This window comes from Nostoc sp., assembly GCF_036916575.1.
In the GTDB taxonomy this organism is placed as follows: domain Bacteria; phylum Cyanobacteriota; class Cyanobacteriia; order Cyanobacteriales; family Nostocaceae; genus Nostoc.
The window spans coordinates 166008-184951 of record NZ_JBALGC010000104.1 but is presented as its reverse complement, the minus strand read 5'-3'; the positions used below and the strand labels follow the sequence as shown (position 1 = coordinate 184951).

Below are 18944 nucleotides of genomic sequence, written 5' to 3'. Positions count from 1 at the left end.
TTTTCAACCGAAATTTCAAACAAGTAAACTATCAGTCCTTGATAACACAAGGTATAAGTGAGAAAAGAGAGACTATTATCTGTCCGTGATTAGTAAAAGATTATTTAATTTTTTGGGACTGGTAATGGCGATCGCGATCGCCATTATTGCTTGTCACACCCTAGAATTACCAAGCAAACTCTCAGTGTCTACCCCAGTCAGCATTAAACTCAGTGGTTGGGGAGGTAATCTTGTTGAGCAACAACTTTTGAAACAGGTACTGCTAGACTTTGAGGCACAGCATCCAAATATTAAGGTCAAATATGAGGCGATTTCTGACCAATACATGGATGTAATCAAAACTCGTTTGGTTGGGGAAGCAGCGCCTGATGTCTTTTATCTGGAGTCAGTGGAAGCTCCTTTTTTGATGAGTCAAAATGTTCTGGAACCGCTAGAAGCTTACATTACCCCCGAATTTGACCTAACGGACTTCGAGAATAGCCTACTTGACAGCTTCAAATACCAGAACCATATTTATGGTCTTCCTAAAGACTATTCCACCCTTGCCCTGTTTTATAACAAAAAAGCCTTTGACGCCGTAGGCTTGAGTAATCCGCCAGCTACTTGGGATGAACTACGCACTTACTCTAAGCAGTTGACAGGTAAACTTAACAGATACGGTTTTGGAGAAAACCCCGACTTAGCACGTCAGGTTTATAAAATTAAAGCCTTTAGTGGACAACTCGTCGATCAAAATAGTTATGCTACCTTTGCCAGTGAGGCAAGTTTACAGGGTTTAGAGTTAGTGATAGATCAGTATCAAAAAGACCGCTCCTCTGCTCAAAAATCTGATGTTGGTACAAACTCAGGTAGTGAAATGTTTGGTCAAGCCAAGGTGGCAATGGTGATTGAAGGTAACTGGGCAATTCCTTACTTAACTCAAACCTTTCCCCAACTAGAGTTTGCTACCGCTCAAGTGCCTACGATTAATAATAAAAAAGGCACAATGCTGTTGACTGTTGCCTACGTGATGAACAAGCAAGCACAGCACAAAGCTGAAGCCTGGGAGTTGATTTCCTATCTCACGGGTAAAGAAGGGATGCAAAAGTGGACAGGAACAGGGTTTGCTTTGCCAACACGTAAATCAGTGGCAAAGAATTTGGGCTATGACCAAGACCCATTGCGATCGCCATTAGTCGCAGGAGTTAATTATGCTACACCGTGGCAAGTAGGTCAGTATCCAGCTGCGATCATCAATAACTTTGATAACCAGTTTGTCAGCGCCTTATTGGGACAACAACCATTAAAGCAGGCGATGCTGAAGGCACAGAATGATGCGAATCAGCAGATTAAGGCGATGGAGTAAGCAATTTTTCTTACCTTCACCAAATCACTTCTGAGTAGAAATTTGCGATCTCTTTATCGGCTGTAATTATTGCAGCTTGATTACTTCTGGCTAGTGCGACGACAACTCGATCTACTGGATCTCGATGACCCCATTCTAAATTGACACTTTCCATCCAAATATTTTCATCAATCGGTACAATCTGAACGGTACTAGACTTTTTTAGCGTTACTACATACTCGTTAAGATTGACTCCTAAATCTAGTTTTTTATTTTTGATTTTTATCGCAATTTCCCATATAGCTATGGACGGGACAAGACCATTTTTATCCCTTTCCATGTAGTTGCACGCTTCTTTGGCTTGTTCAGAAAGTCTGGCTGGATCTAAACTCCACCAGATTAGGGCATAAGTGTCAAGGACTATCTTCACAATTGCGCCCATTCCTCAGTGGTTAGTGTAGTTAAATCCTCAAAGTACTTCACTTTACCGCGCATCTCCCCAAATAACTCCTCTGTTGAAGATGCTTGTGCGTATTTGGAAATTTTCACTACTGGCTTACCGCGATCGGTAACTACAATTTCTTCTCCTTCTGACTCTACAAGTCGCAAGAACTCAAGAAGTTGGGATTTGAGTTTACTTTTGGAAATTGATTTCATAATAACCATAGTCATGACTATAGTCATATTCTAATCGGACATAGCATGAACTATTACTCAATATTTACTGGCTATGACCAAGACCTACTGCGATCGCTCTTGGAACCAGTGCCAGGTATTGGAAAATCCCAAGTGCAAGAGATTGCAGAAAAATTTACTTGTGCCAATTGCTTCAAACGTTGAAAATTTGCTAATCTTGTTGTTGGTTACTTTCCCCCGTCCATTGCGTCCGTTCCGAACGCCCGCAGCAATTAATTCAGTGCATGTCAATTAGTACCGTAAGTGCCGTAAAGGTTCAAAAGGTTAGGAGGGACGGAAAAAGGGAAAGGAACCAACGTAGCTGCTTAGGTGTTCGTTCATTCAACCAAACTTCAGGGCTAGCCTTGAAGAAGCTCAGGATAATTGTATTTTTTATACAGATATTCAAAGCTTGTCACAAATTGCTGTTGCAATCTGTGATTTGAGTTGTATGCACGAATACCCGGTCAAATAAAGCAGTATAAAATTTAGCTTTTAGCTACCGGAATTGTTGCAAACGCTCTCTTCAAGGCAAGCCTCTTAGATTAAACCCAAAGAGGTGAAAAAAGGTGCAACATTCTATCAAATCTGTAAGCAATAGCAATAACAGCGCATTCAATGCAGATGCCCCAGGCTGTCTATGTCTGGGGCTTTTGCTTTTGCAGTTTCTATTCACAGAAAAAAGCCCGGAATCTCTCCAGGCCGAATTTCAATTAAACATCACTCTCATCATAAAATCATGTTCGTTAAAAATAAAAACTCATCCCTACTTCCCAAGGGAAACTTGCCTCCTGGGAAGTATGCTTACTTGTTCCTTGCCCTTGTAGTGATCGCTCCTATCTTTGCTGCCGTGCTATCCGGCTGTAACCCTGTGACCTTTTACCTGAGAGGACTAGGAATTGAGTACCAGTTCCAAAAGGGGACTTGTCAGCTTCCCCCAAATCAGCCACAAAAGTAGGATGACGTAATCATCAAGATGCCTAGTAGTGTGTAGCTTACCGCTGTAGGCATCGCTAGGCATCCCAATTTATAAACTCAATGAGGTTCAAGCGATCACGTAATTGAGTATATTTGTTTGAGCAGTAAAACACTAACTCCATGACTGTAACTTCTGCCATTGAAGACTTTATCTCATTCCGTGGTCATCAGGTATGGTATCGCATCGTTAAACCAGACCAAGAAGATTCTAAAAAGCTACCGCTGCTGTGTCTTCACGGAGGCCCAGGAGTACCCCATGACTACTTAGAACCATTAGAAGCGTTGGCTTCGCCCGCCGCAGGCATCGCTGCAACTGGCAGGCGAGTTATTTTTTACGATCAATTAGGATGTGGCAATAGCGATCGCCCCACAGATCCCAGCTTATATTCTATAGATTTGTTCAAAGAAGAACTCTTCGCCGTCCGCAGTGCTTTGGATTTAGACCAAATTCATCTTTTTGGGCAATCATGGGGCGGTTGTTTAGCCTTAGAACATGCTCTTTGCCAATCGACTGGATTACTCAGTCTCGTTTTAGCTAGTACACCTTGCAGTATTCAACAATTTGTTAGTGAAGCTTATAGCCTAATGAATGAGCTGCCAATTGAAGTACAACAGGTCATTCGTAAGCATGAAGCTGACGGTACAACTCAAGATCCCGAATATAAACAGGCAATGGAAGCTTTCAATCATTCTTTTCTTTGCCGAGTAGACCCTTGGCCCAGCAGCTTAACTAGAGCCTACAGCAAAGTTGGTACAGAGTTTCGGGGTGCAGGCAAAATCATCGACTGGAATATTCAAGACCGCCTCGGTGAAATTGTTGTGCCTACACTGCTGCTTTCAGGTCGCTACGATGAGGTTACACCTACTTGTGTTAAAACAGTTCACCAGGGTATTTCTGGCTCTGAGTGGGTACTGTTTGAAAACAGTTCACATATGCCTCATCTCGAAGAGACGGAACGATTCTTGCAAGTCTTGAGCGAATTTTTGAATCGTGTCGAAGCAGCCCTGTAAAGGTGAGATTGTAAGTTGAGTCTCATATTCCTTGAACCTAAGTCTTCATTTATTCTTGAATTCTCGAAGTTCCGATATTGTAAACATTAAAGCATCCATAATAAGAATTAAAGCGTTTATGAATACTTTAATGTTTGCCACTAATGTTATTTTCTAGCAGTTCTTTTTCGCTTTGCAAATGAACCAACAGCAAATCCACCAAATACTATTACTGTCCCCATGATGGTTGTTGGTTCTGGAACTTCTTGAGGAACTTTGATAGAACCACTAACTAAAGCCAGACCATTCAAGGTAATAGTTGATCCCAAATTAACTATGTCCTTTTCGGAGAACAATAGTGTACTTGTAGCGTTTTTGAATATGCCCTCACCGTCAGTGATATTCACGATACCAGAGCCTTTGGCTGTAAGGGTTTTAAAATTCACTGAAGCAGTAGCATCACTAGTTCCAAATAACTTGTTAGCACCGCCGCCAAACACGATGTAGCCTAATGGAAAACCTTGGACACCAAATACTTCTGGATTATTGTTAAAAGTGAGATTTCCCTTGTCATCAATCACGGAGTATGTCAAACCTTTGTATAATCCTAAATCATCGGGGGCATCATCACTCAAACCAACCTCAAATACCTGGGAAACGTTGCCTGAAATAGGCGTAATATTCACTGTTGTCCGATAATTGCCAATAAATGGATAAATAGTCTGTGCTGTTGCTCTGTCTAGATTTGAGCAAAGACTAACTGAGGTCATAACTAGTGGAACAATCCACATTTTGAGTGAATTAAATATCATTTAAAATCTCCATTTTCAAAAAAAATCGATTTTCACACAAACCTTACAATACATAACGAGCAGTTACAATGAATAATCCTTTGATAAAATTGGCAATTTTTTATCGAACAGAATTCAGGAGTCAGGAGTACGATAAATAATCATGCATGACCCATCGCTACAGCCGGGTTAGGGCGAGATTAGGTGGAGGTTCAGTAGTGTTTGAAATCAGCAGGCGGCGGAGTAACCCCAGGTGGAACATTACAGAAGACTTGGCTGGGTATCTGTTCATGATGCCCACCATTCTAGTGTTGGGGACTTTTGTGGTGTTACCCATTCTCTACGCCGTTTTTCTTTCCTTGCAAAAAGTGCAACTGCTTGGCGGTATTGAGTACGAGTTCATCGGTTTTCGGAACTTCACGCGATTAGCTGAAGATGAACGGGTTTGGATTGCTTTGAGAAACACAGCAGAATATGTAGCGATTGTTGTGCCAACTCAAACTATCCTGGCTTTAATTCTGGCGGTAACTCTGAATTCTGGGATTCGCGGTAAAAACTGGTGGCGCATCCTCTACTTTTTGCCCACAGTTACCTCTTCAGCAGTGCTGACGCTCATCTTCATGTGGATTTATAACACTGATGGGCTACTAAACGATTTTCTGGCTTTTGTGGGGCTACCTACTTATAACTGGTTGGGTGATCCAGCAGTTGCACTCAAAGGTATTATGATCATGAACATTTGGTCAACCGCGCCGTTTTTCATGGTGATTTATCTGGCGGCGTTGCAAGATATACCCCAAACACTTTATGAGGCGGCGGAACTCGATGGCGCAAATGGGTGGCAGCAATTTATTTACATTACTCTTCCCTTGCTGAAGCCTGTAACCTTCTTTGTGGTAGCAGTGGGGGTGATTGGGACTTTTCAACTTTTTGACCAGTCTTACATCTTTTCTGGCGGTACTGGCGGGCCAAACAACGCTACCTTAACTGTGGTGCTGCTAATTTACCAAGCTGTGTTTCGGAATTTACAAATGGGATATGCAGCTGCGATCGCATTTTTATTGACAGCAGTAATCATTGCCATCACTTTGATTCAGCGACGACTTTTTGGAGGCGAACGGATTTGACTAACATCTCTGGCTTATCCTGGCTGAAAGTCTTGTTATACGTCTTGCTGACACTCTATGCGATCGTCACCCTAATTCCCTTTCTTTGGGCATTTTCAGCATCATTTAAACCGCTAACAGAGATTGTCAGCGGTGAACCCAATTTTCTCCCCAAGAATTTTACTCTTGATAACTACAAGCAAATCTTTCTACAAGAACCACTGTTTTGGCGCTGGTTGTTCAACAGTGTGGTGATTGCCATCAGCGTCACTCTTTTAAACTTGTTGTTAAATTCAATGGCTGGTTATGCCTTAGCGAGACTGCGCTTTATAGGCAAGCGCTTTTGGTTCTTCCTAATTTTGGCTGTCCTGGCAGTACCGACGCAAATCACCTTAATTCCGACATTTTTGATTTTAAAAGCGCTCGGCTGGCTAAATTCTTACCAAGGCATGATTGTGCCCAGCATGGTCAATGCTACCTTCATCTTTATGATGCGACAGTTTTTCGTTAATTTTCCTAAAGAATTAGAAGAAGCAGCACAACTGGATGGCTTAAATACCTTTGGAATTTTTCGACATATTGTTTTACCTTTGGCAAAACCAGCACTAGCAGCACAGGCAGTTTTTGTGTTCATGGGAAGTTGGAATAATTTTTTACTGCCTATAGTTATCCTATTTGACCCAGAAATGTTTACTCTCCCTTTGGGGCTGAACACCTTCAAAGGTCAATACATCAGCTATTGGAACTACATTATGGCGGCTTCTATGATCTTTACCCTGCCAGCTTTAGGCATTTACGCCTTTTTTAATCGTTACTTTATTCAAAGCGTCACCTTTACCGGAGGAAAAGGTTAGGTAAGTAATTTAAAATACTGAAAAATCTATTCTATGTTTTTGAGAGAAGCCAGCTTAAAAGATATACCCATGATTGCACGAGTTCATGTAGACACTTGGCGAACAACATATCATGGGATTGTGCCAGAGGAATATTTAGCTCAACTGTCCTATGAAAAACGTGAGCGTGGCTGGGAAGAAATCCTCAGCAGTGCAAAAGACAGTGGGCAGTTTACATACGTTGCTTTAGACACATCAGGGGAAATTTATGGCTTTGCCAACGGAGGTCTGGAGCGTTCAGGGAACTCTATTTATAAAGGTGAAATCAACGCCATCTATATTCTAAAGACTCACCAGCGGCTGGGGATTGGACGACGCTTGTTTATGACTGTAGTAGAGAGACTTGCTCAGGCAGACATCCACTCAGTACTAGTTTGGGTGTTGGCAGATAGCTCGGCGTGCAGATTTTATGAAGCTTTAGGGGGTCAAAAGGTTTATGAGAAGCAAATCGAAAGAGGAAGTACTCAACTCAATGAAGTTGCCTATGGGTGGACGGACACAAAAGTTTAAGATGATAGATGAATTAACCCAAAATTGAGAGGTTGGGTAGGTTAATAACCCTTGGCTTACATCTGATGTGGGACAGTTACTGGCGGCGAAACTGTTACACTGCTTTCACATCGCCAACGTCGCAGTAAAACCTCCTAGATCCCCGCCTCAGGTGCAACCGTATTTTAGACAACAAATTGCACTCTTAACGTGATATTGGTATTAGAGCGACTCAATCTCTATATATCAGTAAACAAGCATTATGGGTTTTGCAGACCTATCGATCGCAGAGATAGCAGCCGACTACAGTATTCCTGTAGAAAAAGTGTTTTCTCTGTGCAACCAACTGGGAATCGCCTATAAACACCAAAAGACCCGTTTGGCGTTAGAAGATGCAAAGGCAATTATTTCCCAAATATCGTCTGAAACATGCCCAAAAGGTACTAGCGACTTGGTGGGTGATCACGAGGTCACCTGAAGGGTTATCTCGGGCTTTGGCTAATCACTGATAGCTAATGACAAAAAATAATGAGTCATTAGCAATTAGCAGCTTGGAGATTGAGAATCGCTTTCTTAGCTGTGTTGAGCGTCAAAATCTTTAAGGGGAAACATGTTTAGAAGACTAATTGGCGTTGTTATGGTTACTGTTTTACTCTCGTTTCAGTTGATTGTCGGTAGCGCGACAGCAGTGGAACTGGACAAAGGTACCCGGACAGTGCCATTAAATACTGAGGGTGAGACCACCGTACTCAGCCTTAAACAGGTAAAAGAAGGCAAACGCTTATTTAATTACGCTTGTGCCCAATGTCATGCTGGGGGAGTTACCAAGACAAACCAGAACGTGGGACTCACTCCAGAGGACCTGGCACTGGCAACACCCAACCGTAACAACGTTGAAGGCTTGGTGGATTACCTGAAAAATCCCACTACTTACGACGGGGAAGAAGAGATTTCCGAAATACACCCTAGTATCAAAAGTGCAGATATTTTCACAAAAATGCGAAATCTGACGGATGATAACTTGGAAGCGATCGCTGGTCATATTCTCTTACAACCCAAAATCGTTGGCACTAAGTGGGGAGGCGGAAAAATCTATTACTAAATCCCGGAATTAGTACTAGATATCGGGTACTGGGTACTGGGGATTGGGGATTGGAAAGAATTCAGTCCCTAGTCCCTAGTCCCCAATTCCTAGTTTTCACTAAAGTTTAGCTGCTTTGTTCTCACCGCAGCACAAAATGTTCCAGTTAGAGCAGAAAAAATTTTTGAAAAACCAGGATATTCCTAAAGAAAAAATAAAAATCTCTTCTTTGACTGTTTACCTTTATTCACAAGCTTCTTGGGCTATGGCAGTCTATTATTTATTACTGATTGCACAGCTTTTTGCAATAAATTCCTCCCCATTCTTTAAAAAAAAAATTGTATCTATGACAGATTGTCATATTTGGTGTTGATTTTATTTAAAATGAGAAAAGGAAAAAAAATTATTTGTTAGGAGAGAGCCATGAAATTGATTTCAGCAAGCTGGCGACGCCTTGGTTTAGCTGTGTTGACAATCCTTTTAGTTGTTAGCAGCTTCGCTGTTTTTACTCCCAGCGCTTCGGCTGAAACTTACAAGGTGAAATTGGGTAGTGATAAAGGAATGCTGGCATTTGAACCGAAAAAGTTGACCATTAAACCAGGCGACACAGTTGAATGGGTGAATAATAAAGTTCCTCCCCATAATGTTGTATTTGATCCTGCCAAAAACCCCGCCAAAAGCAAGGATTTAGCAGCATCTCTGTCTCATAAGAAGTTGCTCATGAGTCCTGGTCAAAAGGAAACAACTACCTTCCCCGCAGACGCAGCTGCTGGTGACTACACCTTCTACTGCGAACCTCACCGTGGTGCTGGCATGGTTGGTACAATCACTGTGCAAGGCTAAAAACATCGCCGTTGACACAATGATTTATCAGTGAAATTAGCTCATAGCAATACGCCACACTCTTAGAGTGACGCGCAAAATGCATAAATGGCGGTAACGAGTCATATCCTCCCCTAAGACGCTAAACAACCTGTGGCAATGGAGGAGTGAACTCGTTACCGCTAATTTTGATCAAATTTGACTTCATCAGGGATTAATCGCGTTTATACTCTTGCTGGAGGCTTGTTGCGAGGAAATTTTCTTGAGAATACTTTTATTAATCTTACTGTTGGCGATCGCCCAATTCAAATTGACATTCATAAGTCCAGCACTAGCTGCCGAAACATCCAATGGTGCTAAAATTTTCGAGGCTAACTGCGCTTCTTGCCATATAGGTGGCGGTAACATCCTTATTAACCAGAAAACCTTGAAAAAGGAAGCATTGTCAAAGTACCTAGAAAATTATAATAACGACTCACTCGAGGCGATTATCCACCAAGTGCAAAATGGAAAAAATGCCATGCCTGCTTTTAAAAGCAAATTAAGTCCTGAGGATATTCTGGAGGTAGCTGCTTACGTTTTTCAGAATGCAGAACAAGGCTGGTAAAGTAGCTGTACCGTGTACTTCTTGTGGGGTGAGCGTCTTTACCTGCCTTTAATTACTGACAGGACAGACGCCCAGCCCACAATATTGAAGAATTTATTTGTTGGAAATACCTAAGTGTATTTATAGATATAAATTTCTAACCAACTTCAAAGTTAGTTATATATATGAGGAACTAACCATCGCCAGTTCCTCAATTGCTAAAAACGATATTTTAAAGACATGGCTTTTAGCTTATTTCTTAATCCAAAATCACCAGCGGGTGATTATTTTTCTGGATTAGACTTTTGTCTGTCTTCCTTCACTTGGCGCAACCGTTCTACTAATTTCTGGTCGGATTCAGCAGAGGGCATAGTTTGACTCTTATTGACTCTCGGCAGCAATAATGGTTCGGAAGTAGTAGCTGCCGATGAAGGCATGGGCTGATTATTTTTGATTCCCAGTTCAGATAATGGTTTGGGAGTAACTCTCGGTGAGAATTCAGGCTGATTGCTATTGACTCCCAGTTCAGATAATGGTTTGAGAGTACCTGTTGGTGAGGACGCAGGCTGGTTATTTCTAATTCGCAGATCAGGTAATGGTTTAAAAGTAGCTGCTGGTGAGGGGGTAAGCTGATTGTTATTGATTCCCGGTGCAAATAATGATGAGGGCTTTTGCTCTTGAGTAGTTCCAGTGGTGTTGCTAGTGTTGTTTTGGAAACGTAAACTAAATGGATAGGAACTGATCTGTTTATCTCCCTTAGGGGATTGCTTGTTGAAGTATTGCCTTGCTTTAACAAGCAATTCTGGGGAAACTAACTTGTCTTGAAACTTGATATCTAAGACCTTACCATCAGGATCTACCACTAATACACCCAAAACAGCACCTTCAAGATTCGGCTTATTCGTAAGTAATGTTTGGCGGATAACTGGTTTTTGTTGGGCGCTAGGGTATTCTTGCTGGACTTCTTTTCTCAGGTTTGCGTATGAGTCTAGCTGTGCGATTGCCAGTTGAGTTCCTTTCGCCGATAAATCGGCTGTCTGGGGCATACTTCCCCTAGTTCCGATTAAAGTATTCCCACTCCTTAGTTGAGTTCCTTTCGCCGATAAATCGGCTGTCTGGGGCATACTTCCCCTAGTTCCGATTAAAGTATTCCCACTGCTTGGAGCTTGTTTTAGAGAATTTATCAGCGGGTTTTGAGCAATTCTAGACGCATCATTAACCGATTGCGTCATTTGTGAAGCCGTATTTCCCTGTGCTGTTGCAATGGGAGTAGTGTCAGATAAATTTGGAGATTGAGCATTTTGCAGAATATCATCAGGTATTTTCTGCGATTGCAATTCTGGCAATCTATTTACAGCCAGGGGTTTAATTGGTTCGTATTTGGTGGCACTGTCATTCACACGAGGAACTGATGGAGAGAATTTAGGGCTGGTATTATATTTAGAACTGTCAAACTTAGAGGCGTCAAACCGCAAATTCTCACTAGGAATCATCCGCAAAGACTGCCTTGTAGGCAAGGAAGAAACCCGATAGTTATTCGATGATGAGGGTAGCGGAGGCAATACTAGCTGACTAGATGCCGGTGGTGCCAATGGGGGCAATACACTTTGGGCGTTAAAGTTCGGAGAAGAAAGTGGCGCTACTGGAGGAAATTGCTGTAAACCAACTTGGGGTGTGCTTTGCGGCAAACGGTTTTGGTCGGCTTGGCTCAATTCCAAAAGTCCGACCGTTTTGGATGATGCTGTTTCTTTGGGCTTGTTAGACTCCATAGGCATCAATGGCACAATCATAGCAATAGCACCGTGGATGCCAAGAGAGGCTATAGCTGCTATCCCAATTGGCTGGCTTAAGATTTCTGGTATATTTTTCAGCAGGGAGACGTAAGACATAGCTGTTATCGTTCACTCGGCTCAGTTGCAGTTGACTAGCGATTTTTTCTTTCCGACTATATTGCAATATCTTGCAAAAGATGCATCCCTCTAAGGAAATAATAATTTCCTGTGCTGGCAATCAAAACGCCAAAATTGCCATTTATTCAAGTTTTTAATTGATCAATGATCCTGTATCATATCTTCCAAGTTGAGCTTGTTAAAGAGATATTTGAAAAATTACTACTTTTGATTTTTTTATTTTTATCAGACACACAATTAAAATTATTAATATCTGGGATATTTTTTATAAAGTTTAACTGAACGCAATAGTCTAAGTACATTACAACATTTGCTGAAGTTGCCTTGCTTTGTGTACTGTTTTCCTGTCAACTATACTTCTGTAATAGATGGCACCCTTGCTTTGTCCGAGACTAGTCCCTATGTAAAAATACTACCACATCAGCAGTTCCTAAAACTGTTGCAAATTGTACAATTTTATTGACATTCTAGCCTTAAACCCGATTAAAACTATTTGGGTTTTGATGAAAGGAGTCAGTCAGACAATCGTAATTCTAGCTTCTGAATCTGACTATTTCTTCGTCAAAAAAGTTCAAACCCTGATTTCAAATGCCGTTACCAACAGTTATTTTGCCTGGATATCTAGAAAGCGCGATCGCTTATCGCCAACTAGAACAATCCCTACAACAGTTAGATTTTCCTACGGTTACAGTACCACTGCGACGCCGTGACTGGTTACCCACTATTGGAGGAAGACCAGTAACGCCAATTTTGCAAAAACTAGATTTGACGATCAAGCATACATTGCACCAACATAATGGTACTCAAATTAACTTGATTGGTCACTCAGCCGGAGGTTGGATATCCCGCATCTACATGGGAGAAAAGCCCTATTTGGCACGCGGTGATGTCAAACCATTTATCTGGGAAGCGTATCCCCTGGTTGCTACTCTTATCACCTTGGGTACACCCCATATTAGCCAAGAACGCTGGACACGCTCCAATCTAGATTTTGTCACCAATAATTACCCAGGAGCTTTTTACAAAAACGTTCGTTACGTTTGTGTGGCTGGCAAAACTATCTTTGGAGAAAGGCGGCGCGGTAGCTGGTTAGCTTACAGTAGTTACCAATTAACCTGTGGCAAGGGTAACACTTGGGGAGATGGAATCACACCCATCGAAGCTGCTCATTTAGAAGGGGCAGAAAATCTGGTGATTGAAGGTGTGAGACATTCTCCGAGAAGTCCTGGGATTTGGTATGGTTCAGCAGAACCCTTAAAAGCTTGGGTGCGATATTTGATTTAAAAAACTTGATCTTTTTTGAATAAATGCAACATTTATTAATATTTCTTAGCTAAAATCATAATGAGAATAAATACCTAGCATAAGAACAGGAGGGGTGAGCCATGCAAAGCACCCAGTTCGATAGGATCTTGCGACGAGTAGCGACGATATTATCGGTCGTGATTGTAACTCTGTGCTTAATTTATGTATCTACGGGAGTTTTGCTGTCTTTTTACTATGAACCGACAGCAGGCGGAGCTTATAACTCGTTGAAGATGATTAATACACAACTGCCATATGGCTGGTTGTTTCGGAGAGCGCATGATATTGCTGGTAACGCGGTAATTGCGATCGCCCTAATTCAAATTGTAGTGATGTTTTTAGGTCGGCAATTTCGCAAGAGTTGGCTGGCTGCTTGGATTAGTGGGATTTTGTTGACCCTAAGTGCGATCGGGCTAGATTGGACAGGGATGATCCTAGATTGGACTCAAGAAGGATACTGGCGTTTTAGCATTGAGTTGGGAACCATCGAGGCAATTCCTTTTATTGGTGGGCAACTACGCGACATCCTGACTGGTGGTGGAGCCATTAACACAGTTACCGTCGAACACCTTTACACAATACACAGTTATCTTATTTCGGTGGTGACTCTAATTCTTGCCATAGTACATTTGTCTGCTTTACTTTGGCAGGAATGGCAAATGTATCAAGCTGAGTACGAAGTTAGGAGTTAGGAGCAAAGCCGGAGACGCTCCGCCTCCGGTTAGAAGTTAGGAGTTACTATTGTCCCCTTTGTCTCCCCAGTCCCCAATCCCCGTCATCCCCCAGGAGCCTCACTAGTGGAAAGTTGAGATAATTGGGCGAGGGATAGGTCTTCAACCTCTGGTAACTTTTCTAGAGAGAGAGGAGTGGATTGGGTAACACCAGATAAGCGCTTTAAAAGGCTAGGTCTAGGGTCATGCAACAGGTAAATAATGCGATCGCCAATTTCCCAATCTTGGTTAGCTGGCATTACCTGTAAACGTTCTTCTCGTTCTACCAATAGCGGTATTAACAGCCCAGTCCGAATCTTTTCTTGGATGTGATCGTATTGAGTGGAAAATTCCGACTCATTGAGCGTGGTAGTCCCCAGCTTGACTCGCCCATCATTCAGATATTCATTCCAAGTTTTAATTGCCAAGTCTGGGATAAAAGCTTGATTAACTCTATTATTAACCGAAGCACTCGCTTGCGGGTCACGGGGGAAAACAGCTAAGACACGCGGGGGCTTAAATTCCTCAGCTGCTCGTTGAGCCAAAACAAAATTCACCTCGCCATTACTTGTCATAGCCAAAAAAGTACCCATAGACGCAAGTCCTGCCTCTTCCAAAACAGCAGTATCCAGCGCACTGCTGGCAATAACCCGCAGATTTTGCGCCTCAGCTTGAACAAGACATTGGGGGTCAGTATCAATCATGACCACATTTTCTTCCCGTTCTTGAAAGAACCGGGCAATCAAAAGACTCAAGGGATTACAACCCACAATCACTGCCCCAGTTGCCTCTTTAGAAGTGATTTGCAGCCATTTAGCAATCCAGCCAGCTGTTAGACCTTGACAGACAACAGTCATGATAATTGTTAAGAAGACTAGAGCTTTGATGGAATCACCGCCGTTTATGCCGCGCTGGGTCAGGGAAATCGCAAAAAAAGAAGCTACGGAGGCGGCAACAATTCCTCTAGGAGCAACCCAGCTTAAAAACAGTTTCTGTCGCCAGTTTAGGTCACTGTTCCAGGTACACAACAGGATATTAATCGGGCGAACGACAAACATTAATACCAAAACTGTGAATAAACTACCCCAACCTAAAGCCAACACACTGGCAATGGATAAGTCAGCGGCTAATAAGATAAATAGCACCGAGACGCTGAGAATTGTCAGCTGACCCTTAAAGCTCCGTAACAAACGTTCTTCTGGGACTGAGGAGTTAGCAAATACTGCTCCTGCAACTACTGTTGTCATTACTCCCGATTCACTGCGGATCATTTGCGATAACGTAAACAGGCCCCAAAGTATCGCCAACACCACTAAGTTTTTTAACTCGAATGATAGAAAACTAGCGCGTTTGAAAATCAAGCTCATCAGATAACCGCCAGCACCACCAATTGCTCCACCAACACCCAGGCGCATGAGTAAACCAATGATCGCATTGATGGGGCCAGCATCGCCGTTCAAAATGGTATCGAGGACAACGAAGGCGAGGATAGCCCCTACAGGGTCAATTAAAACCCCTTCTCCTTCCAAAAGTGTTGCCACTTGCCGATCTACATTAATTTGTTTGAGCAAGGGGCCAACGACAGTTGGACCTGTAACCACAACTATGGAAGCATAGAGAAAAGCTATCTTCCAGGGAAATTCACCCAGCCAGTGAGCAGCCATACTCCCACCAAGCAGTGTGATCAGCGTTCCGAGAGTGACAAGCAATTGTAGGCTAACTGAAACTCTACCTAACTCTCGCAGATCCAAGTTAAGTCCGCCTTCAAACAAAATTATTGCCGTTGCTAGGGCGACAATAACTTCCAGTCCAGTGCCTAGCAAATAGGGATGCAACAGCCCTATGCCATCAGAGCCAAAGAGGATGCCCAAGAGCAACAACAAGACGATACTGGGTATCCGAAAGTATGCAGCCAGCACCTGAGCGCTAATGCCTGCAAGGACAGCGATCGCCATCTGTAGGGTAATTTCAAAAGATGCTTCCATGTTGTAGATTTTGAGCGATTTATTTCAAAATCTTTTGTAAAAAAAAATCGTAGATATTAACTCTACAGGGTACAACATCATACCCTTTGTCCTTTCCTAAATTTAGCGTTTTTTCGAGCTGTGTATCCTCCAAAATTTCGAGTGTCGGACGTTGATGCATCTTGCGGCTTACCACAGAAGCGTCTACAGAATTCTTTTTGTGTCTCCATATTTTTGTATCCTCTTCAAGTTTTTGCCTCCACCCAGTTTAGCTGCCACAAACTTTTTTTGGCATAAGCTGTTGACAACGGCTAGGAAATTCGTTACTTTATAAAAGGTCTGAGTCCGATGCCCCCATCGTCTAGAGGCCTAGGACACCTCCCTTTCACGGAGGTAACGGGGATTCGAATTCCCCTGGGGGTACTTAAAAATAATAAAAAGCAAAAGTATTTTTTGCTCAAAATTTATCAATCAAAACTATCATCCAGGAAGAATCCTGAATGATAGTTTAACTAGACATAAGGTTCTTTGCTGGCTAACTCTTTTACACGTTGCTGAATAGCCAGAAGATTTAACTGCAAATCCTTACTCAGGCGATTTTCAATCATTCCCACTGGCATAGTGAGTTTAGGCCAAACTTGGATTGTATAGCACAGATTTGTTCCTATATACTCACCCAGGGAATAAGGCTCTAAGCACCAGCGACCAGAAAAGCCTTTAAAATCTCCCTCTACCATACGGAAATTAATTTCTTTAGGGAAGTATTCTTCCAGATCCAGAACTACCCGTGCACAAAAGTTGAAATTCAGTAAGCGCTGGGAGCCTACTTGCTCCAATCGAATACCACCAGTGGGATGCTCGATTAGACGACTCTTGGCGAGGTTGGGGATAAACTCAGCTAAGGCTTCATAATCGGTCAAAACCTTCCAGATTTGTTCTACTGGTTGGGGAATTTGGACTTTAGCACTAATTTGCCGCTGTCGCTCTGCTATTTTTTCAATTTGAACTTCTACCTTAGCCGACAAAGCAACTGCATCAGTAGGCAAATCCCCTTCTAAGTTAGTGTCATCACTAGGAGACTGGAAATTAGAGTACTCTGTTGTGTTCTGTTTTTTAGTCACTTTCAGAATTATGGTTTGCTTTCGTCAGAAAATTGGGGCAAACTCAGGGTGAAGCAAATTTCGCTCTGTTCAGAATCCGAGATTTGGAGACTTTCAACAGCGATCACCCCATTTAGATGCTGCACTAAAGACTTGACTAAAGCAAGTCCCAAGCCAGTTCCTGGAGTCCAGCGCCCTTTTCCACGACGGAACTTGTCAAAAATGTAGGTGGCTTCTTCTTCGGAGATGGCACGTCCTGTATTCGTCACCTTCATGATAACTTGATCAATTTGTTGATCAACTCGGTGAGAGGCTTGTAAGTGGACAATAGTATCATGCTCTGAGTATTTACAGGCATTAGTTAACAACTCTTGTATGATGCGGTCAAAACTCTCCAGTTCAGTTTGCAGTTTTAGTGACTCCTGTGGTAAATCTAGAGAAATCTTTAATCCCTTCTCTGCGAGTTTTTTCTCGAAAGATGCTGCTATATCCTGGATTCTAGTATTTAAATCTATAGTTTCTAATTGTGGGGCTTCGTGAGGCGACTCTAGTTTTTGCAGTGTCAACAAGTCATTAATTAAGTTGATTTCCTTTGAACATTCCTGCTCTAGGATATCCAGATATTTAACTTGACGCTCTGGTGCTATTCCTGGCAAACGTAAGTTCCGAATTGACATCAGCATATTTGTCAGGGGGTAGCGTAGGCGATCGCTCATGTTGCTCAAAAATTCATCTTTGAGTTCGTTAAGTTTTCGCAACTGCTCAACATATTGCCGTGTTCTTTCATGCAATTTTGCTTGGAGTTCCAGACTGCTCTGGAGTTTCGCCGTCCGCTCATCTACCAAAGTTTGGACTTGGCGCAATGTCTGTGACTGAATTATGGCGTTACTCACTTGAGCACAAACCATTTCCACAAGATTTAATTCTGCTGGTTGCCAACTGCGGATAACAGATTGCTGTAGCACCAAGAATCCTAAGATTTTACCTTGACTTTCTAATGGCATTAATAGTACCGCAGGCAATTCCTCTACTGCAAATAATGGAGCAGCTGCCGAGGTATCGTTTTGGTCTGTATAGTCATCGAAGATTACTGCTTTTCCAGAATCCACAAAGGCACGCTGGCATAAACCACACTCTGAAAGCAAGAAAGACTGCTCTAAGGTATTTGGTTTACTAGTGCGGGGACTTTGTATTTCCCTAGCCCATTCACCGATCACGGTAGCTTTAGCTTTAGGAATTTGTTTTTTAGCTTGAGTCCTAAATAGTGGATCTGTATATTTTAGTAGTATAAGCAAACCCCGATCTGCCTGTAAAGATTCAGCAGTCGAAGCGATAACTAACTGGAGCATTTGATTAAGCTCCAAGTTGCTACGACTTAGTATAGTTAATTGCTTGATCAAGCTTTGATACTGGTTGTTCTTTTGCAGATACTGTTGTTGATGAGTAATTAGCTGGGCTTGTGCTACACGAGAAAAAGCGATCGCGCAAGCCGACTCCACTTCTTTGAGCAATTGTTTTTCTGATTCACTCCAATCATAGGGTTGGAATTTAATCAGACTAATCACTCCATTATTATTGCCACCAAATCGGGTGGGAATTGCTAAAACTGCTTTTAGCGGTAGTGGCAAATATTGACAACCAATTACTAGACTGTTGTGAATCAGGGAAATGTCTTCAATAGTCAATGGTTCAGCAGCACATTGGAGCACTGGCGAGTGCATAAGCAACTGTTCCATTGAAAACATCTCTTCTGGGTGTGGTAACCCTAAATACTCATCAGCACACCAATTAGTAGTAGTCGCTTCGTCGGATGTCTCACCCGTTACTGAAACCAAGCAGCAACAATCTACTTGAAAGACAACTCCTAGCAATTGGGCAATATCTTGCAGGATCAATGCCGTCGCTGAGCTATTAGCAATGATTTGGTTAATCTTTTGTACCAACTGGCGGGCAGGTTCTTCCTGATGCTGCATCAGCTTGACTTGGTAAGGTTGTAGTCGATCTACGTCATCTACGTACTGTGGCGGTGACCATAAAGGCTTTTTCATTCTTGGCATGCCCTTGGATAATAACCCCATTGTTTTTGCACCCAACCTCTTGGCATATTTTTCACCATTAGTTGTGTTGCTACACCTTGATAATTGACAAATCTTGTATGAAGACTTTCTCTCACTTGTTATAGCCCTTTTCTAGGGCAGATGGCCAAGTTGTCGCTATATT

General features: G+C 42.4%; 21 protein-coding genes and 1 tRNA gene. 15 read left to right on the top strand and 7 right to left on the bottom strand.

Going from position 1 to position 18944, the window contains the following annotated elements; all coding sequences use genetic code 11:
- Positions 1-124 precede the first annotated feature (124 nt).
- Positions 125-1345 carry an ABC transporter substrate-binding protein gene (locus V7L29_RS22300; protein WP_334736869.1) on the top strand — a complete coding sequence of 407 codons (1221 nt, stop codon included), beginning with the start codon at positions 125-127 and terminating at the stop codon, positions 1343-1345.
- Between the two features lie 16 nt (positions 1346-1361).
- Here V7L29_RS22300 and V7L29_RS22295 read toward each other — a convergent pair whose 3' ends face one another.
- A complete protein-coding gene (locus V7L29_RS22295) occupies positions 1362-1754 on the bottom strand; it encodes a type II toxin-antitoxin system VapC family toxin (protein WP_334736829.1) in 393 nt (130 codons plus the stop codon).
- A complete protein-coding gene (locus tag V7L29_RS22290; RefSeq protein WP_334736828.1) occupies positions 1751-1981 on the bottom strand; it encodes a type II toxin-antitoxin system Phd/YefM family antitoxin in 231 nt (76 codons plus the stop codon). The genes V7L29_RS22295 and V7L29_RS22290 overlap by 4 nt, the downstream gene beginning before the upstream one ends.
- Positions 1982-2026: 45 nt before the next feature.
- Here V7L29_RS22290 and V7L29_RS22285 point away from each other — a divergent pair, with 45 nt between their 5' ends.
- The 3 genes from V7L29_RS22285 (at position 2027) to V7L29_RS22275 (ending at position 3988) form a co-directional block, all read left to right on the top strand.
- Positions 2027-2164, top strand: a complete 138-nt coding sequence (locus V7L29_RS22285; RefSeq protein ID WP_334736827.1) for a hypothetical protein — start codon at positions 2027-2029, stop codon at positions 2162-2164.
- A gap of 574 nt (positions 2165-2738) precedes the next feature.
- Positions 2739-2957, top strand: coding sequence for a hypothetical protein (locus tag V7L29_RS22280; RefSeq protein WP_334736826.1), 219 nt, complete (start codon positions 2739-2741; stop codon positions 2955-2957).
- Positions 2958-3097: 140 nt separating this feature from the next.
- Entirely contained in the window at positions 3098-3988 is an 891-nt protein-coding gene (locus V7L29_RS22275; RefSeq protein WP_334736825.1) for a proline iminopeptidase-family hydrolase, read from the top strand.
- Between the two features lie 146 nt (positions 3989-4134).
- Here V7L29_RS22275 and V7L29_RS22270 read toward each other — a convergent pair whose 3' ends face one another.
- Positions 4135-4779: a PEP-CTERM sorting domain-containing protein gene (locus V7L29_RS22270; RefSeq protein WP_334690668.1), complete on the bottom strand. Its 645-nt coding sequence runs from the start codon at positions 4777-4779 to the stop codon at positions 4135-4137.
- 146 nt (positions 4780-4925) lie between these two features.
- Between V7L29_RS22270 and V7L29_RS22265 the strand changes: the two genes are divergently transcribed.
- The 8 genes from V7L29_RS22265 (at position 4926) to petJ (ending at position 9756) form a co-directional block, all read left to right on the top strand.
- Positions 4926-5885, top strand: coding sequence for a carbohydrate ABC transporter permease (locus V7L29_RS22265; RefSeq protein WP_442944234.1), 960 nt, complete (start codon positions 4926-4928; stop codon positions 5883-5885).
- Entirely contained in the window at positions 5882-6718 is an 837-nt protein-coding gene (locus V7L29_RS22260) for a carbohydrate ABC transporter permease (RefSeq protein ID WP_334690667.1), read from the top strand. Before V7L29_RS22265 ends, V7L29_RS22260 begins: the two co-directional genes overlap by 4 nt.
- 33 nt (positions 6719-6751) lie before the next feature.
- Complete coding sequence (locus V7L29_RS22255; RefSeq protein ID WP_334736824.1) at positions 6752-7267, top strand: GNAT family N-acetyltransferase; 516 nt, start codon at positions 6752-6754, stop codon at positions 7265-7267.
- 241 nt (positions 7268-7508) lie between these two features.
- Positions 7509-7724 (top strand): hypothetical protein, encoded by a 216-nt coding sequence (locus V7L29_RS22250; protein WP_334690665.1) that lies wholly within the window; start codon positions 7509-7511, stop codon positions 7722-7724.
- A 132-nt stretch (positions 7725-7856) separates the two neighbouring features.
- Complete coding sequence (gene psbV, locus V7L29_RS22245) at positions 7857-8348, top strand: photosystem II cytochrome c-550 (protein WP_334736823.1); 492 nt, start codon at positions 7857-7859, stop codon at positions 8346-8348.
- Positions 8349-8484: 136 nt separating this feature from the next.
- On the top strand, positions 8485-8700 hold the full coding sequence (locus tag V7L29_RS22240; protein WP_334736822.1) for a hypothetical protein: 216 nt from the start codon (positions 8485-8487) through the stop codon (positions 8698-8700).
- A gap of 50 nt (positions 8701-8750) precedes the next feature.
- Entirely contained in the window at positions 8751-9170 is a 420-nt protein-coding gene (gene petE, locus V7L29_RS22235) for a plastocyanin (RefSeq protein ID WP_334690663.1), read from the top strand.
- 241 nt (positions 9171-9411) lie between these two features.
- The gene (gene petJ / locus V7L29_RS22230) at positions 9412-9756 is read left to right on the top strand and encodes a cytochrome c6 PetJ (RefSeq protein ID WP_334736821.1); all 345 of its coding nucleotides are present in this window, start codon (positions 9412-9414) and stop codon (positions 9754-9756) included.
- A gap of 263 nt (positions 9757-10019) precedes the next feature.
- Here petJ and V7L29_RS22225 read toward each other — a convergent pair whose 3' ends face one another.
- A complete protein-coding gene (locus tag V7L29_RS22225; protein WP_334736820.1) occupies positions 10020-11624 on the bottom strand; it encodes a hypothetical protein in 1605 nt (534 codons plus the stop codon).
- A 609-nt stretch (positions 11625-12233) separates the two neighbouring features.
- On the opposite strand from V7L29_RS22225, the gene V7L29_RS22220 reads away from it, so the two are divergent.
- Complete coding sequence (locus V7L29_RS22220) at positions 12234-12929, top strand: esterase/lipase family protein (RefSeq protein WP_334736819.1); 696 nt, start codon at positions 12234-12236, stop codon at positions 12927-12929.
- A 101-nt stretch (positions 12930-13030) separates the two neighbouring features.
- The gene (locus V7L29_RS22215; protein ID WP_334736818.1) at positions 13031-13642 is read left to right on the top strand and encodes a cytochrome b N-terminal domain-containing protein; all 612 of its coding nucleotides are present in this window, start codon (positions 13031-13033) and stop codon (positions 13640-13642) included.
- Positions 13643-13725: 83 nt separating this feature from the next.
- On the opposite strand, the gene V7L29_RS22210 is transcribed toward V7L29_RS22215, so the two are convergent.
- Positions 13726-15645 (bottom strand): cation:proton antiporter, encoded by a 1920-nt coding sequence (locus V7L29_RS22210; RefSeq protein WP_334736817.1) that lies wholly within the window; start codon positions 15643-15645, stop codon positions 13726-13728.
- A 329-nt stretch (positions 15646-15974) separates the two neighbouring features.
- Here V7L29_RS22210 and V7L29_RS22205 point away from each other — a divergent pair.
- Positions 15975-16047, top strand: a tRNA-Glu gene (locus V7L29_RS22205).
- 89 nt (positions 16048-16136) lie between these two features.
- Here the strand turns inward: V7L29_RS22205 and V7L29_RS22200 are convergent.
- Together V7L29_RS22200 and V7L29_RS22195 are read right to left on the bottom strand one after the other, a co-directional pair.
- Positions 16137-16745 (bottom strand): SRPBCC family protein, encoded by a 609-nt coding sequence (locus tag V7L29_RS22200; RefSeq protein WP_334690657.1) that lies wholly within the window; start codon positions 16743-16745, stop codon positions 16137-16139.
- Between the two features lie 8 nt (positions 16746-16753).
- Positions 16754-18772: a GAF domain-containing sensor histidine kinase gene (locus V7L29_RS22195; protein ID WP_334736816.1), complete on the bottom strand. Its 2019-nt coding sequence runs from the start codon at positions 18770-18772 to the stop codon at positions 16754-16756.
- Between the last annotated feature and the right edge of the window lie 172 nt (positions 18773-18944).